At 64.5% G+C, this 14,831-nt stretch carries 13 protein-coding genes and 1 tRNA gene; 7 read left to right on the plus strand and 7 right to left on the minus strand.

Annotated elements, in window-relative coordinates:
• Window positions 1-27: 27 nt before the first annotated feature.
• Window positions 28-1,395, plus strand: a complete 1,368-nt coding sequence (locus ACIPY2_RS05175; protein WP_400265305.1) for an MFS transporter — start codon at window positions 28-30, stop codon at window positions 1,393-1,395.
• 142 nt (window positions 1,396-1,537) lie between these two features.
• Entirely contained in the window at window positions 1,538-2,194 is a 657-nt protein-coding gene (locus tag ACIPY2_RS05180; protein ID WP_400265306.1) for a hypothetical protein, read from the plus strand.
• A gap of 69 nt (window positions 2,195-2,263) precedes the next feature.
• Here the strand turns inward: ACIPY2_RS05180 and ACIPY2_RS05185 are convergent, their stop codons facing one another.
• The 3 genes from ACIPY2_RS05185 to ACIPY2_RS05195 form a co-directional block, all read right to left on the minus strand.
• Window positions 2,264-3,058: an aldo/keto reductase gene (locus ACIPY2_RS05185; protein ID WP_400265307.1), complete on the minus strand. Its 795-nt coding sequence runs from the start codon at window positions 3,056-3,058 to the stop codon at window positions 2,264-2,266.
• A gap of 229 nt (window positions 3,059-3,287) precedes the next feature.
• Window positions 3,288-3,554, minus strand: a complete 267-nt coding sequence (locus ACIPY2_RS05190) for a hypothetical protein (protein ID WP_400265308.1) — start codon at window positions 3,552-3,554, stop codon at window positions 3,288-3,290.
• Between the two features lie 210 nt (window positions 3,555-3,764).
• A complete protein-coding gene (locus ACIPY2_RS05195) occupies window positions 3,765-4,217 on the minus strand; it encodes a YybH family protein (protein ID WP_400265309.1) in 453 nt (150 codons plus the stop codon).
• Between the two features lie 426 nt (window positions 4,218-4,643).
• On the opposite strand from ACIPY2_RS05195, the gene ACIPY2_RS05200 reads away from it, so the two are divergent.
• The 4 genes from ACIPY2_RS05200 to ACIPY2_RS05215 all read left to right on the plus strand — a co-directional run bounded on the left by ACIPY2_RS05200 (window position 4,644) and on the right by ACIPY2_RS05215 (window position 9,313).
• Window positions 4,644-6,041 (plus strand): MFS transporter, encoded by a 1,398-nt coding sequence (locus ACIPY2_RS05200; protein ID WP_400265310.1) that lies wholly within the window; start codon window positions 4,644-4,646, stop codon window positions 6,039-6,041.
• A gap of 8 nt (window positions 6,042-6,049) precedes the next feature.
• The gene (locus ACIPY2_RS05205) at window positions 6,050-6,799 is read left to right on the plus strand and encodes an SDR family oxidoreductase (protein ID WP_400265311.1); all 750 of its coding nucleotides are present in this window, start codon (window positions 6,050-6,052) and stop codon (window positions 6,797-6,799) included.
• A 97-nt stretch (window positions 6,800-6,896) separates the two neighbouring features.
• Window positions 6,897-7,496, plus strand: coding sequence for a TetR/AcrR family transcriptional regulator (locus ACIPY2_RS05210; RefSeq protein ID WP_400265312.1), 600 nt, complete (start codon window positions 6,897-6,899; stop codon window positions 7,494-7,496).
• Entirely contained in the window at window positions 7,493-9,313 is a 1,821-nt protein-coding gene (locus ACIPY2_RS05215; RefSeq protein ID WP_400265313.1) for an alpha/beta fold hydrolase, read from the plus strand. The genes ACIPY2_RS05210 and ACIPY2_RS05215 overlap by 4 nt, the downstream gene beginning before the upstream one ends.
• A gap of 15 nt (window positions 9,314-9,328) precedes the next feature.
• Here ACIPY2_RS05215 and ACIPY2_RS05220 read toward each other — a convergent pair whose 3' ends face one another.
• The 4 genes from ACIPY2_RS05220 to ACIPY2_RS05235 form a co-directional block, all read right to left on the minus strand.
• On the minus strand, window positions 9,329-10,360 hold the full coding sequence (locus ACIPY2_RS05220) for an aldo/keto reductase (RefSeq protein WP_400265314.1): 1,032 nt from the start codon (window positions 10,358-10,360) through the stop codon (window positions 9,329-9,331).
• 133 nt (window positions 10,361-10,493) lie between these two features.
• Window positions 10,494-12,290, minus strand: a complete 1,797-nt coding sequence (gene selB, locus ACIPY2_RS05225) for a selenocysteine-specific translation elongation factor (protein WP_400265315.1) — start codon at window positions 12,288-12,290, stop codon at window positions 10,494-10,496.
• A 3-nt stretch (window positions 12,291-12,293) separates the two neighbouring features.
• Entirely contained in the window at window positions 12,294-13,625 is a 1,332-nt protein-coding gene (selA, locus tag ACIPY2_RS05230; RefSeq protein ID WP_400265316.1) for an L-seryl-tRNA(Sec) selenium transferase, read from the minus strand.
• Between the two features lie 38 nt (window positions 13,626-13,663).
• Window positions 13,664-13,758 (minus strand) — tRNA-Sec (locus tag ACIPY2_RS05235).
• A 65-nt stretch (window positions 13,759-13,823) separates the two neighbouring features.
• Here ACIPY2_RS05235 and selD point away from each other — a divergent pair.
• Window positions 13,824-14,828, plus strand: coding sequence for a selenide, water dikinase SelD (gene selD / locus ACIPY2_RS05240; protein WP_400265743.1), 1,005 nt, complete (start codon window positions 13,824-13,826; stop codon window positions 14,826-14,828).
• Window positions 14,829-14,831 lie beyond the last annotated feature (3 nt).

The raw sequence follows: 14,831 nt of genomic DNA on the forward strand, positions 1-14,831 counted from the left end.
TGTTTGACCATCGAAAAGAAAAGATCAATGACGCTCCCTTCAACCCCTGCCGCCAAGACGAGTCGCGTGCCCTGGCGCGTGTCCCTGGCAAGCTTCGCCGGCACCACAATTGAGTGGTACGACTACTACATCTTCGGCCTCCTGGCCGCTACCGGCGTGTTCAGCCGGCTCTACTTTCCCGAACAGGACCCCGCAACAGGGCTTCTGCTCGCCTTCCTCACCTACGCCGTAGGGTTTGTGGCCCGTCCCTTCGGCGGCATGTTCGCCGGACACTACGGCGACAAGATCGGCCGCAAGCCGATGCTGGTTCTCTCCCTGCTCCTGATGGGTTTCGCAACCCTGGCCATGGGTCTGCTTCCAACCTACGCACAGATCGGCGTCTGGGCCCCCATCCTGCTGACCGTGCTCCGCTTGGTCCAGGGCTTTGGTGCCGGAGCGGAATGGGCAGGCGCGGCCATCATCTCCACCGAACATGCCCCGGAAGGCCGTCGTGGATTCTTCGGCAGCTTCACCCAGATGGGTGTCCCCGCGGGCATGCTTCTCGCCAACTCCTCCGTCCTGGCCGTCAAGGGCAGCGTTCCGGCCGAGGTCTTCGACGCCTGGGCCTGGCGTGTTCCCTTCCTGCTGAGCGTCCTCTTGATCATCGTTGGCCTGGTGGTCCGGGCAAAGCTCGAAGACTCCGAGGACTTCAAAGAACTCATCGCGAAAAAGCAAACCGCCCACAACCCGCTCGGTGATGCCCTGAAGAAGGAAAGCAAGGGCGTCTGGCTGGTGGTCGGCATGCGCCTGGCGGAAAACTCAGCCTTCTACCTCTACACCACGTTCTCGGTTGTCTACATCATGCGGACCTTTGGACCCGAGCGTGCCAACCAGGGCTCCATGTCCGTGCTGATCGCCTCCGCCATTGGCGTCATCGCAGTGCCGTTGTGGGCCGCATTGTCCGACCGGATTGGCCGCAAGCCGCTCTACCTCTTCGGCTCAATCGGCGGCCTGCTGTTCTTCCCGCTCTACTTCGTTATGACGGACACCGGAAGCGCACTGATGGCCACGCTGGCCATCATCATCGGCCTCGCGGTCTTCCACAACTCGATGTACGGCCCGCAGGCAGCCTTCTTCAGCGAGCTCTTCTCGACGAAGCTCCGCTACAGCGGCGCCTCCATGGGATACCAGTTTGGATCGGTCCTTGCAGGCGGCATCGCACCGCTGGTCGCCGTGGCCCTGCTCAATGCAGGTGACGGCGAGCCCGGTTGGGTCATCCTGTACTTCAGCATCATCGGTGTCATCACCGTGGTTTCGGCGATTCTTGCACCGGAAACCATGAAGCGCGTGCGTGGCCGCCTCGACGCGGCATCTGTTTCCGCTGCCCCAGCAGCTGACAAGGCCAACACGCACTAACCAGGTGCTGCGACGGCGCCGGTGTCACCCGCAATGAGCGGGTGACGCCGGCGTCTTCTTTTTTTGGCGCGTGCTTGCGTCAAGCATCACGTCAGGCCGGCTCCGCAAACGGAATAGTCGCCGCCCGCCATGGGTTGTGCTGGTGAACGAAAGCAAGCCCCGCCCTACAGGAAAGCGCCCAGTCATCACCATGAACCCGTCACCCGTGAAATCCTTGTCCGAACTACTGGCCGATGCTGACACCGCAGGACATGACCACGCATCCACGGAGAAAAACAGCGGCCTCCGGCACATCCACAACCATGCCACCGGGGCGATCGTGTGGTTTCCCACGTGGCAGACCTTCCGCCGGACCAGCGACTGGGAGGATGCCGTCGCGGAGCAGGAGGCTCGACTCAAGGCTTCCACGGCTGAAGGTACCCCTCTTCAGAAGGTGGTCGCAGAGTTGCTGGCGGAACGGCTTGAATCCCTGCTGGAACGGGCTGCACAGTCTCCCGACGCCAACGTCTTTGTGCAGGATAACCTCACTCCCCACCTGACGGAGACCTGGGCAGTAGCCGACGCCGCGGTGCGGGTATCCGGCGCCGACCTCCCCGCAGGAACACCGCCGGCGGCCTTTTCCGGCTATCCGTATCCCGTCTACGCCGAGGATGGCGGAGCATTCGCCACGGCCCTCTGGAATGATGTGATCGACGCCCGCCGCCATCGTGCCATCGCCGAAGAGGCTGCCCGTAAAGCCCTCAAGCCGGTGTCCCGCAAGGCGCTGAAAAATGCTGCAAGGAAGGCTGCGCGGCGCTGACAGTGCTACCGGCTACCCCGACGCCAGAGTTTGCAGGTGGCAGTGGCGTTTGCTGTACAAACTGGCCGCCTAGATCATTTCAAGCACGCCCTTGCGGGTGGGTGGAGGATAGGCACGATCGAGGTCAGCGAGGTTGCTTGGCGTGAGCTGAACGTTGAGGGACCGGTGGCACTCCTGGACATGCTGCGGACTTGAAGCCTTGGGAATGGCGAGGACCAGGGGCTGCCTCAGCACCCACGCCAGGGCAATCTGCGCGGGGCTGGTGCCGTGTTCGGCCGCGATGCGAAGCAGCACGGGATCTTTCAGCATCCGTCCCTGCTCAAGCGGTGAGTACGCCATCACCGGGATACCCTTCCCGACGCACTGAGGCAATAGATCGAATTCGATGCCCCGGCGGGTCAGGTTGTACAGCACCTGGTCGGCCACCATTCCCTCAGCACCTGGTAGGAGCCGGAGTTCCTGCAGGTCCGCCACATCGAAGTTGCTGACGCCCCAATGCCGGATCTTCCCGGCCTGCTGCAGGTATTCGAAGGCTTCGAGCGTTTCGGCCAGGGGAACAGCGCCCCGCCAGTGCAATATGTAGAGATCGATGCTGTCCGTTCCAAGGCGGCGCAGGCTACCTTCACAGGCAGCGATGGTTCCGCGCAACGTGGCGTGATGCGGCAGGACTTTGGTGACCAGGAATGCTTCGTTCCGCCGAGCGGCCAGCGCTTTTCCGACCAGTTCCTCGGCGGCGCCGTCGCCGTACATCTCGGCAGTATCAACTACTGACATCCCCAGGTCAAGGGCCCTATGGATCGCCGCTGTTTCGCTTGCGGCGTTGCCGGGGTGCTCGCCCATGCCCCATGTTCCGATCCCAAGCACAGGAACAGTCTCACCGGATGGCAAAGGTATCTGGCGCAACGTAACCCCCTCGACAGGAGCCCGTTCCCGTCATCAGATGCATCGAGTCCGAAGTTCCCGTCCGGACCACGGCGAAACGCGCCGTGCTTCTCCAAACTACTCCGCGGGGGGAAGACATGGTAGGCGGTGGGCCGGCCTCCGGACGGGGTCCGGACGGGGTCCGGGGGCCATGGGTAAAAACCCCGCGGCTTTAGTCCGCCGTCGAAAGCGTTACGTAGCTGCCGCCAACGGTAACGGCGGGAGTGCCGTTAACAGTGACATAGCTGCCGCGGGAGCCCGGAAGGGTGGTCGGGCTGCCATGAACCGTGACGTAGCTGCCTTCACCTAGGGTACGGGCGACGCCGGCAGGGAGGGTTACGTAGTTGCCGCCCCTGGGGGCGGGAGCGGTGACGGCGGTATCGGTAGCGGTCCCCAGGGTGGATTCGGTTTTTGTAAGTCGTTCGGCCAATAAAGTCATGGTTTCTCCTCCGGAGGTATGGGTCAGGGCCGGTTCAGGTTCCTGTACCGCTCAAGCGGAAGGGCGTTGCTGGTTGTATCGGCTGCCCCGCCGGCCCGGGAATGTTCACCGGTGCGGTATTCAAGGGCGGCTTTGGCCTACAACCAAGCTTATCTTCTTATTTTTAGCTACTCAAAATAAGGTGGGCAGATTCACTTCCCCGCTTCCAGTTCAGGACTGGATGAGGGACTCGGCAGGACGTGCGGACACGATGGTGTCCGCCTGCCGGTGCAGGACTTTCCAATACCCGTTTTCCCTGCAGAAGACCGTGGTGACCCGCAGGGCCACGGGAGTCAGCTGCGAGGACCCGGCAACCTTGGCCCGCGTCCGTTCGATCTCCACGATGTAGGCCATATCATGCACCGCGCGACCCGAGATCCGCTCGAAGGTCGTGGGCTCGCCGTCACGCAGGACGGCCGCGGCACGGTCCATAATGCCTTCGACCGCCTCGCGGCCTCGCCCGGGAGGGCCGAGGGGATTTCCAAGGGTGACGTCCTCGCTCGTTGAGAACATCTTCTTCTGCGGCTCCGGGTCGCCGGTAACAAATACGTCGAGGGCATGGTGGTAACCCGCGATAGCGTCCTCGAGCTCCGTAAAAACTTGATCGACTTCGGGACCGCCCATAGCTCTACCTCGCCTGCTGCCTGTCGGCCGGTGTCCGTAGGGCGCAGTGCCCGCATCCTTCGGCCCGTATACGAGGCCATGGTGGCACCGGCGCCCAGCGAAGTCCATAGGCCGCGAAACGCATCCGTTGAAGAGCGGATCCGGAGCAATCCCCCGGAGGGCGATCCCCTCCAACGGGACTTGCCATGGCTGGTTTCCAAGCAGGAATCATCCATAACGGAACGCTATGTAGCTACATAAAAGAGGTCTTTGTGTGACCTGTACCTCACGGATTAGTTTGATGTTTGAGGCCAGTCGGCACAACTGAACCAGCAGACACCTCCCTCGGGAGGCCGCTCAGCAAGACCAACCGGTCAGACAATCCGAGCGCCCTTCCACCCCTCCCTCTACCGGAAGTTCGCTTCCCGCCAGCGCCATGGAGACGAAATGACCCCAACACCTCTTCCCAAGAAGACCCCGGCCCGGGCGGCAATCGCCGCGTGGATCGGAACCACACTCGAGTACTACGACTTCGCGGTGTACGGCACCTCATCGGCGCTGATCTTCAACGTTCTTTTCTTCTCCCCTGAGCTGCCCCAGGGCGTCAGTGTCCTGCTCTCCATGATCACCTTCGCTGTCGGGTATGCGGTGCGCCCCCTCGGCTCCCTCATCCTGGGACCAATGGGCGACCGTTTCGGCCGCAAATTCGTCATGATGATCACCCTCTTCGGCATCGGCGGTTGCACCTTCCTCATCGGATGTCTTCCGACGTTTGCACAGCTCGGCGCCCTCGCGCCGATCTTGTTGGTACTCATCCGCGTCATCCAGGGACTATGCCTTTCCGGAGAGCAAGCCAGCGCGATCAGCATGAGCCTCGAGCATGCTTCCGACCGGCGCCGCGGCTTCATCACCAGCTTCACCACACTGGGCTCCTCGACCGGCACGCTGCTCACACTCCTGGTCTTCATCCCGATTGCGGCTATGCCCAAGGAACAACTGCTGACCTGGGGCTGGCGCATTCCGTTCTGGCTCTCCGCACTCGTCGTCGTCGTGGCCTTCCTCATCCGCCGGCATGTCCAGGAGCCGCCTGAGTTCATTAAGAACCAGTCGCTCAACGTGAACAAGTCCCCTCTCAAGCATCTTCTGCGCTTCCACTGGCGCGCCGTGCTCCGGATCGTCTTCTGCGCTCTCATCGCCGGCACCAGCTACATGATGCAGACGTTCTCCGTGGCCTTCGGAACCACCGGCTACGGGTTGGACAAGCCAACCATGCTCCTTACCACTACGGTCTCGGCCGTGGTTGCCCTCGCGATCACCCCCGTGGCAGGTTTCCTCGTGGACAAGATCGGCCGCAGGACGATGTTCCTCCTCGGCACGGTTGGTGTTGGCATAACGATGGTGCCCTACCTCTGGTCAATCACCACCGGCAACTGGCCCCTGATCTTCCTTTTCGGCATCATCAACTACTCCCTCTTCTACTCGATGGTGAACGCTTCCTGGCCGTCGTTCTTCGCGGAAATGTTTCCCGGCCGACTGCGGGTTTCCGGGCTCGCTCTCGGCACGCAGATAGGCTTCGCCATCTCGGGCGTCATCGGCCCGGTTCTTTCGACAGCACTCGCGGGCCCTGATCTCAAAGGTTGGGTTGGTCCATCCATCATCGCCGTTGGCTTCATGCTCGTCGCGGGGATCTCAGCCCTCACCGGCAGGGAAACCACCAAGTACACCCTCGCCGAGCTCGACGAAGTGCAGCAGGGCGATCAGGAAAAGGCGACGGTGGCCGCTGCCAAGTTGGCAACGAGCAGCGCCTCCCGGGATTTCGCCGCTCCAACCGGCGCGAAGGAGTAGAGGGTCCGATGTCCTTTTCCGATTACACCACCGCCCTCGTTACCGGCGCTTCGACCGGGATGGGTGCCGCTATCGCCGAGCGCCTGGCCAAGCGGGGACTGACGGTCCATGCCGTGGCCCGCAACGCCGATCGCCTCGCTGAACTGGCTGACCGGACCGGCGCCGTCCCGCACGTGGTGGACCTGACCGACACCGCCGCGCTGGCCGCCGTCGTGAATGAACTCAAGGTGGATGTCCTGGTGAACTGCGCCGGGGTGTCCCGTCCAGGAAACATCCTGGACTCCTCCGAAGCCGACATCGACGAACTCGTCGACGTGAACCTGCGGGGCCTGTTGCAGCTGACCCGCCTGGTCCTTCCGGGCATGGTGGAACGCGACCTCGGCCACGTGATCAACATCAGTTCCATCGCCGGGGTCTACAACTTCTACGGACACACGGTCTACCACGCAACCAAGGCCGCCGTGCACCAGATCTCCCGGCAGCTGCGCAACGACACCGTGGGCAAACGCATCCGCGTCACCGAGATCTGCCCGGGCCGGGTGGAAACCGAAATCTTCGGCCGCAACATGGGCGGCACGCCCGAGGCCATGGAAGAAGCCTGGCAAACCTACTACGAAGGCTACGAGTCCCTGACAACGGACGACATCGTCAACGCCCTGGACTACGCCATCGAAACCCCGCGCCACGTCAACGTCGGCATGCTCGAACTCATGCCCACCTTCCAGGTTCCCGGCGGCCTGACGTTCGACCGGCGCTGACGCCTCCCAAGCGATGAAAAGGGCTTGGTGCCGAACAGGCTCTGGCTATCGGTGCTGCGGCTTTACAAAAATATATAGACCGGTCTATTTTTAACCCATGCCATCAAAAGGAAACCTGACAAAAGAACGTCTCACCGAGTCCATGCTTCAACTCATCCAAACCAGCGGTTACAGCGGGACCGGCCTGAACGCAGTCATCGAACACGCAGCAGCCCCGAAGGGATCGGTCTACTTCCACTTCCCCGATGGAAAGGAGGGCCTGGGAGTCGCCGCGGTGGAACTCGCCGCGAAGCAGTTCGGGACGTTGATTGCAGAGGCCGCAGCTTCTTCAGGCGGCGCGGCTGGTGCGGCCCGCGCCGCAATTGAGGCCTTGGCGACCATCGTCAGTGAGAGCGACTTCCAACTCGGTTGCCCGGTCTCCGTCGTCACCCTGGAGATGGGAGCAGAGAGCGAACGTTTGCGGAGCGCGTGCGCAAGTGCCTTCGAGTCGTGGATCGTACCGACCGCCGCTTTGCTTGAGGCCGGCGGTGTGGACGCCAAGGGGGCCCGTTCCCTGGCTACCGTTGTGGTGTCGACGATTGAGGGGGCGGTGATCGTCTCCCGTGCCATGAAGAGCACCCAACCTTTGGTGGCGGCCGCTGAGGTTGTGGCCGAGCTCATTGAACAGCGCTCCCGGACCGCTGGGGGGACGCGATGACATCACACGAAGATTCCCGCCACGCCTTGGTCCTAGGAGCCTCGGGACTGGTGGGACGGCACCTCGTATTGACCCTTGCCAAGTCCGGCGCGGAGGTTACAGCAGCAGTTCGGAGTGCCGAGTCCGGCGCGCGTGTCGAGCGATGGCTGAAGGAGCATGGCCTGACACACAGCATCAATACTGCAATCGTCGATTTTGAGGCTCCGGAGATCCTCGAGGGCGGCCCGTCAGCATTCTCCTTCGTCACCGAAATCCACAACTGCGCGGGGTCCTACCGGTTTGGAATGACCGCCCACGAGGCGCGCAGCGCGAACGTCGGCATTGTCGAGAAGCTCATCGACTTCGCCGCTCATCTCCCCAAGCTGAACCGTCTCGTCCATATCTCGGGCTACCGCGTGGGAGGACAGGACCCCGCAACTGTCCCGTGGCCCGACGATTATCGTGCCGGGATGTACAGGAAACTCGGCGCCTACGAAGCGTCCAAAGTGGAATCAGACGCCATCTTCCAGGCGCTGGCTCTGGATCAAGGACTCCCCTGGACCATCGTCAATCCATCGAGCGTGATCGGCGACAGCGTCACCGGCGAATCCGACCAGCTCATCGGGCTGGCCACGACAATTGAGCAACTATGGACCGGGGTGGCGGCCGCACTGCCCGGGGACGAAACGACTTTCCTGCCGGTCGTTACGGTCGACTATCTGACGGCCTTCATGGTGGCAGCTGCAGTCGATCCCGCTGCTGCCGGCAAGGCCTATTGGGTTCTCGACGACGCCACCCCGCCACTGGCGGACCTGCTCGCCCACGTCGGCCGGCACCTCGGCGCGAAGGTCCCGCGCGTAAGGATGCCTGTCAGCGTCATCAAGCGGCTCCCGCAGTGGATCACCAAAGCGGATCCGGAGACGCTCCATTTCATGTCAGCAGACCGCTATCCCACGGAGTCCGCCGTCGAGCTGGCCCACAGGCACGGAATCCGGATGCCCGACGTCCTGGCCTCGTTGGAACGGTGGGCGGACCATTTGGCGGCCCATCGTTTTGGGGCCGTCGCTACTGGCAACCGACGATTCGTCGACGCCGCAGGGTTCAGGACCTTCGAGCTCGGTGTGCCCGGCTCAAACCGCGTGGTCTTTCCAGGCCTGCCGGTCAACGCCGAGACGTGGGCCGAAGTAGCCGCTATCCTCGGAGCGCGCGCTGTGGACCTGCCAGGACTCGGCCTCAGCGGCGGAACCGGCATTCAAGATTGGGACCAATGGTTGCCCGGCGTGCTGGGTGAGGAGCCTGTCGACGTCCTCGGTCACTCCATCGGTGCCGCGGCGGCAGTAGCCGCCGCCGACCGACACCCGGAGCTGGTCAAGTCCCTCACACTGATCGCACCGTTCTTCCTTCAAAGGCAGGCCGGCGCCTCGGCCAGGCTGCGGCCCCTTGTATCCACGTATTTGCGGCACACCAATCCGGAGCGCCTGTCACTGCAGCTGACAGTGTCCGGAGCAAGCGCGGCCGCGCTCAAGTCAAGCGTCAGTGACCTCAAGCGAAGCAGCTCCAGGAGGGTGGCCGAGCATCTGGCCCTGACCGTTTCCCGGAAGTGGCGTACGGAGCTCCGGGAAGCGCTTGGGCAATACGACGGTCCGGTCCGCATCATCACCGGGAGCGACGACCCACTCTCCCCGTCCGCCGTTCACTGGCTCAAGTCGCTGCCGAACGTCGAACTGATCACGGTGCCGGGTGCCGGTCACCATCCACAACTGACCCATGGAGATGCTCTCGCCGATCTGCTCGCGGACGCCGCAAGCCGCATATTTCATGCTCCCGACATGGTCTGATTTCGGACCCCGGGGTTACCTGCCGCCTTCGATCTTGCGGCTGCGTTGTTGGATTGCCATGGGGCCGTAAGGGTAAACCCCGACGCGCGGCTGGCTGGCCTGGGTGAGGAGTTCGGTTTCCTCAGTCGTGAGTTCCAGGTCTGCGGCGGCCAGGTTGTCTGCCAGCTGCTCCACACTGCGGGCGCCGAGAATCACGGAGGTCACCGCAGGCCGGTCCACCAACCATGCCAGCGCCACCTGCGAGGCACTTACGCCGTGGTCAGCGGCAATCTTTTCCACGGTTTCAATGATGTCCCAGGTGCGCGGGTCGTCATTTCGTGCTTGCCATGCTTCCATGCCACGGGTCGGATTCTCGCCGAGCCTGGTTGCACCAACCGGCGGCTCGTCGCGCTTGTACTTTCCGGAGAGCCAGCCGCCGCCGAGGGGCGACCAGGGCAAGAGGCCGATGCCGGCGTCGAGGCAGGCCGGGACGACCTCCCACTCGATCTCGCGCACCAGCAGGCTGTACTGCGGCTGGAGGGTTACCGGCGCACTCCAGCCATGGGCTTTGGCCAGATGGACTGCCTTGGTCACCTGCCATCCCAGGAAGTTCGAGAACCCGTAGTAGGCGATCTTGCCGCTGCTGACTGCGTCATGAAGGAAACGGAGCGTCTCCTCCAGCGGGGTGATGGGATCCCACGCATGCATTTGGTAGAGATCAATCTGCTCCACTCCGAGACGACGGAGGGAATCGTCAAGGGCTTTGGTCAAGTGACGGCGGGAGGTGCCCACATCGTTCGGGGCCTGGCCCATGGGGAACCGGCCCTTGGTGGCCAGCACAACTTTGTCCCTGTGCTCCGGCCGGTTCGAGAGCCAGCGTCCGATGATTTCCTCCGATGCGCCGGCACTGTAAACATCCGCCGTGTCGATGAAGTTGCCGCCGGCGGCAACATAGTTGTCCAGAATGGCGTGGGACGTTTCCTCGGTCGCCTCAGCCCCGAAGGTCATGGTTCCGAGCGCGTAGTTGGACACCACGGCGCCGCTGTTTCCCAGTGTGCGGTATTGCATAGCTCTCCTCAGTTCTCCCATCGGGTGGTCCTGTTGGAGTTGACGTTACGCACATTGCCGGGCGGGGTCAGCACGTTTTCCTGCCCCTGTTCTTCCTAGGACGCGGAGTCCTACCCTCGCCCTAAGCCCGATGTCAGCGCACCACTTTGCGGTGGCCGGCATCCAGTCGTTCCGTCCAGCCCCGCGAATCCAGATATTCCAGCAGCGGAACCGCAACCCTGCGTGTTGTGTTGAGTGCTTGGCGTGCCTCGCTCGTGGTGAAGGGCTGGTGGAGCCGGGCGAGCGTACGCATCGCAAGGGCCGGTGCCGATGGCAGCAACACCACCCCGTCGCGCAGGCGGAGTACGCGACCCGCGCGCTCTGCAGCGGCAAGTTCCTTTGCGCCCAGGCCCAGTGCTGCCAGCTCGGCGGATTCCGGGGCGCGGAACGCCTCCGTCCTTAGCCTGTCCTCCAGCGCGGCAATGGCCGTTTCAATGGGTCCTAGGATGTCCTGGCTGCCAGGCAGGTGGATGTGTCCGCCGTCCTGTTCCAAGGCAGCCTCTTGGACAACATCCGCAAGGATCTTCCCGTCCGGCAGCTTGAGCAGGTCCTGCGCCGCGCCCATGGAAAGGCCCGGATCCAAGGGATCGCGGTCCTGCAGATCCCGGACTGCGGCGTGCAAACGCTGCTGCCAAGCCTCAAGAACAGGGCGATGCACCCACCAATCACCGAAGACCCTCACGCCTGATGGGACGTCGGGGTCGGGCCCGGCCAACAGTCCAAGCTTGCGCAACTGATCTACGTGGACCGCTCCGCGGGACGACACCTCCCCCAGCACGTCTCCCTTGGGATCCATGCCTGCAAGCCGCTTGGCCCAGCGGGCACCATCGCCGCGGCGCCGCAGGGCGGGCGGATCGGCGTCGAGCACAAGCGCCCCGCCCAGCACCGAGCGGCTTCCAGGGTCCCGCAGCACCAGCCGGTCTCCGGGAACCAGGGGCAGGCTCCTGTCGAGGACGAGGCGGGCATGCTCAGCTCCGAAAGGACGCAAGCGAGCGGGCACCGACGCAGTGCCGACATGCACCGTGAGCTGCTCCGGCACTTCCGTGTAAGCCACTCCCGTGGTGCGCCTGATGCCCAGAACGGCGGTGGTGGGCCAAGCGCCGGGAGTAACCAGGGCGTCTCCACGCCGGACATCCGCTGCGGCGACGTCGCGAAGGTTCAATGCCACCCGGCTGACCGGCCCCACCGAGGCACAGGCGGCGTCACGGCTCTGCAGGCCGCGTACCGTGACGGGCCGGGAACTATCGTGGCCGATCAACTCCAGCCGGTCCCCCTGGCTCAGTGTTCCCGCCGCCAGAGTTCCAGTGACCACCGTTCCCGAACCGGTAATGGTGAACGACCGGTCCACCCACAACCGAACCCGCCCGGTCAGGGCAGGGGCCGGCACACGCCCGAGGACTCCGTCCAGGGTGGCTCGAAGCTCATCCAGCCCCGTCCCGTCGACGGCCGACACAGTAACTGCGGGTGCGTCGCGGAGCCCGGTCCCCGCCAGCTCGGTCCGGGTCCGGGAAAGGACTTCCGCGGTACGCGAGCCGGATGCCCAGTCTGCCCGGCTCAGGACCACCACACCGAACTCGATGCCCAGGGCAGCTACTGCATCCCGATGGTCATTTGACTGTGCCTGCCAACCTTCATCGGCGGCAACCACGAAGCAAACCACCGGCGCGGGCCCTATTCCCGCGAGCATGTTCCCGAGGAATCGTTCGTGGCCCGGTACGTCCACGAAGGCCACTTCCTGCCCGGATGGCAAGGTGGTCCATGCATAACCCAGATCGATGGTCAGGCCGCGACGGCGCTCCTCTTCCCAGCGATCAGGCTCCATGCCGGTCAGGGCGCGGACAAGGGTGCTCTTGCCGGAATCGACATGCCCGGCGGTGGCGATAACATGCACTGCTCAGCCAGCTCCGCCTGCATCATGTCCGGCGAGGGCCGCCAGTGCCTGCCGCACCGCTGCGAGAACCCTTTGGTCATCCGCTGCGGGAACACAGCGCAGGTCAATGAGGCAGGAGCCGTCGTGGACACGCGGCAGGACAGCAGGATCGCCGGTGCGCAAATGGACTGCCAGGCCCTCGGGAAGTTGGAGTGCCCACCCCGGTAAGGGAACACCGGGAGCGCCGCCGCCTCCCACCCGACCGACGTGGGCCACGACGGGTACACCGAGTGCTTCTGCCAGCTCGTCCGTGCGGCGACGCAACTGCCCGACGTCGGCATGCAGCGCCTGGACGACCGGCGGCGGTCCGCCTGCCAGAGTCGCCTCGAGGGCAGCGAGGGCGAGTTTGTCCGCGCGCACGGCGCGGGCCAGGGGGTGGCGGGCCAAGCGGTCGATGATTTCCTTGCGCCCCAACAGCAAACCGGTCTGGGGGCCGCCCAGCAGTTTGTCACCGCTGGCGATGACGACGTCGGCCCCTCCCGCCAAAGCGGTGGCAACATCGGGTTCATCGGGCAGATGGGGGTCGGGAGCGAGCAGACCACTGCCGAGGTCGGCCACGAGCGGTATGGCGTTCGCCTTGGTCACCGGAGCCAGGTCCTCGAGCGCCACCGCGGAGGTGAATCCCTCTACCCGGAAGTTGCTCGGGTGGACCTTGAGGACGCACCCGGTGTCCGGACCAAGGGCGTTCTCGTAGTCGCGAAGGTGGGTCCTGTTGGTGGTGCCCACCTCTCGAAGCCTTGCCCCGGTTGACTCGATCAGGTCGGACAAGCGGAAGCCGGCCCCGATCTCTACAAATTCTCCACGGCTTACCACCACCTCCCGGCCCGAGGCGAGGGCCGTGGTGGCAAGGACCAGCGCCGCCGCCCCGTTGTTGACCACCAGGGCGTCCTCGGCGGCAGGGCAAGCATGGAGCAACGCGGCCCTGGCACCGGCTCCGCGGCGGGACCGGCCGCCGCTGGCAAGGTCCAGCTCCACGTCCACATAGCCGCTGGCGGCAACGACGGCGTGGACCGCATCAGCGGACAGGGGTGCGCGGCCGAGGTTCGTATGGACGACGACGCCGGTGGCGTTCAAGACGGGGCGAAGGCTTGTAGGCCTGTGATCAGCGACGGCGGCCTGCAGGGTCGGCACCACTTGGGCGGGAGGGAGCTCGCCACGCCGGGCCGCGTCCTGGATGTCACGGACGAGTCCGCGGATGACGTGGCCACTCATCCGTGTGCGGGCTTCGAGGACGGCCGGCAGTGCCAGCAGGTCATTGGTGCGGGGAATCAGCCGGCGGGGGTCGACCTCGTCCACAGCGCCTCCTCGTCTCACGGCATCTGCACGCCCGTGCTTGGCGGTGGCGGACGGGAATCGAACCCGCCAGGCCGAGATGCTCGGCCTCACCGGTTTTGAAGACCGGGGGGCCCACCAGGACCCGGACGCCACCGCGCCTCAATATAGCAGGTTGCTTTCGGGGGTTACGCTGAACGGGTGAATGAGACCCAGGCAACAATCACGGACCCCGAGGGCGGCACTGAGCACGCGATCCGCCTGACCGACTACGCGCATGGCGGGGGTTGCGCCTGCAAGATCCCGCCTGGAGAACTTGAAGATGTGGTTCGCGGCCTGATCGGCCAGCCGGGCGCGGAGGTCCTGGTCGGGCTGGACAGTGGCGACGACGCGGCGGCGGTCCTGGTGCGCGAGGACCTGGCCGTTCTCTCTACGGCCGATTTCTTCACTCCGGTGGTCAACGACGCCTTCGACTGGGGACGGATTGCAGCCGCGAATGCCCTCTCCGACATCTATGCCATGGGCGGCCGGCCCGTCACGGCGATCAACCTGGTCGGCTGGCCCCGGGGCGTGCTGCCGATGGAATTGATGACCGAGGTACTCCGCGGCGGCCTGAGTGTTGCCTCCCAAGCGGGGTTCCCCGTGCTGGGTGGGCATTCCATTGACGATCCCGAGCCGAAGTACGGCATGGCCGTGACCGGCGTCGCCCATCCCGACAGGCTGCTCCGCAACGACGCGGCGCAGCCGGGGCTGCCCATCACGCTGACCAAGCCGCTCGGCGTCGGACTTTTGAACAACCGGCACAAGAAGACCGGCGAGGTCTTCGCGGAGGCGGTCGAGACGATGGCGGCCCTGAACCGCGAGGCTTCGGAAGCCGCCGTGGCAGCAGGCCTTCGGGCAGCCACTGACGTGACCGGTTTTGGCCTCCTGGGCCACCTGCACAAGATGGTCCGCGCCTCTGAAGTTGGCGCGGTGATCGACCTGAACGCGGTGCCGCTCCTCGATGGTGCCCTGGAAGCATTGCGGGACGGCTTTGTCTCCGGAGGAACCCGACGGAACCTCGATTGGGTGCGGCCGCATGTGGCGACGGCGGCCGGCATCACTGAAGAGGACCTGTTGTTGCTGGCCGATGCGCAGACCTCCGGCGGCCTGTTGGTGGTCGGCGAACTGCCGGGCTACTCGGTCATTGGCCACACCACCGCCGGCCAAGGAATCGAGATCCGCTAGGGC

Source organism: Paenarthrobacter sp. NPDC089675 (assembly GCF_044749185.1).
Classification (GTDB): Bacteria; Actinomycetota; Actinomycetes; order Actinomycetales; family Micrococcaceae; genus Arthrobacter.

What these genes read in the sequence shown, in the direction of transcription:
- ACIPY2_RS05175 (WP_400265305.1), top strand. Translation starts at nt 28, where the DNA reads ATGACGCTCCCTTCAACCCCTGCCGCCAAGACGAGTCGCGTGCCCTGG.
- ACIPY2_RS05190 (WP_400265308.1), bottom strand. Translation starts at nt 3,554, where the DNA reads ATGACTTTATTGGCCGAACGACTTACAAAAACCGAATCCACCCTGGGG.
- ACIPY2_RS05195 (WP_400265309.1), bottom strand. Translation starts at nt 4,217, where the DNA reads ATGGGCGGTCCCGAAGTCGATCAAGTTTTTACGGAGCTCGAGGACGCT.
- ACIPY2_RS05200 (WP_400265310.1), top strand. Translation starts at nt 4,644, where the DNA reads ATGACCCCAACACCTCTTCCCAAGAAGACCCCGGCCCGGGCGGCAATC.
- ACIPY2_RS05205 (WP_400265311.1), top strand. Translation starts at nt 6,050, where the DNA reads ATGTCCTTTTCCGATTACACCACCGCCCTCGTTACCGGCGCTTCGACC.
- ACIPY2_RS05210 (WP_400265312.1), top strand. Translation starts at nt 6,897, where the DNA reads ATGCCATCAAAAGGAAACCTGACAAAAGAACGTCTCACCGAGTCCATG.
- ACIPY2_RS05215 (WP_400265313.1), top strand. Translation starts at nt 7,493, where the DNA reads ATGACATCACACGAAGATTCCCGCCACGCCTTGGTCCTAGGAGCCTCG.
- ACIPY2_RS05220 (WP_400265314.1), bottom strand. Translation starts at nt 10,360, where the DNA reads ATGCAATACCGCACACTGGGAAACAGCGGCGCCGTGGTGTCCAACTAC.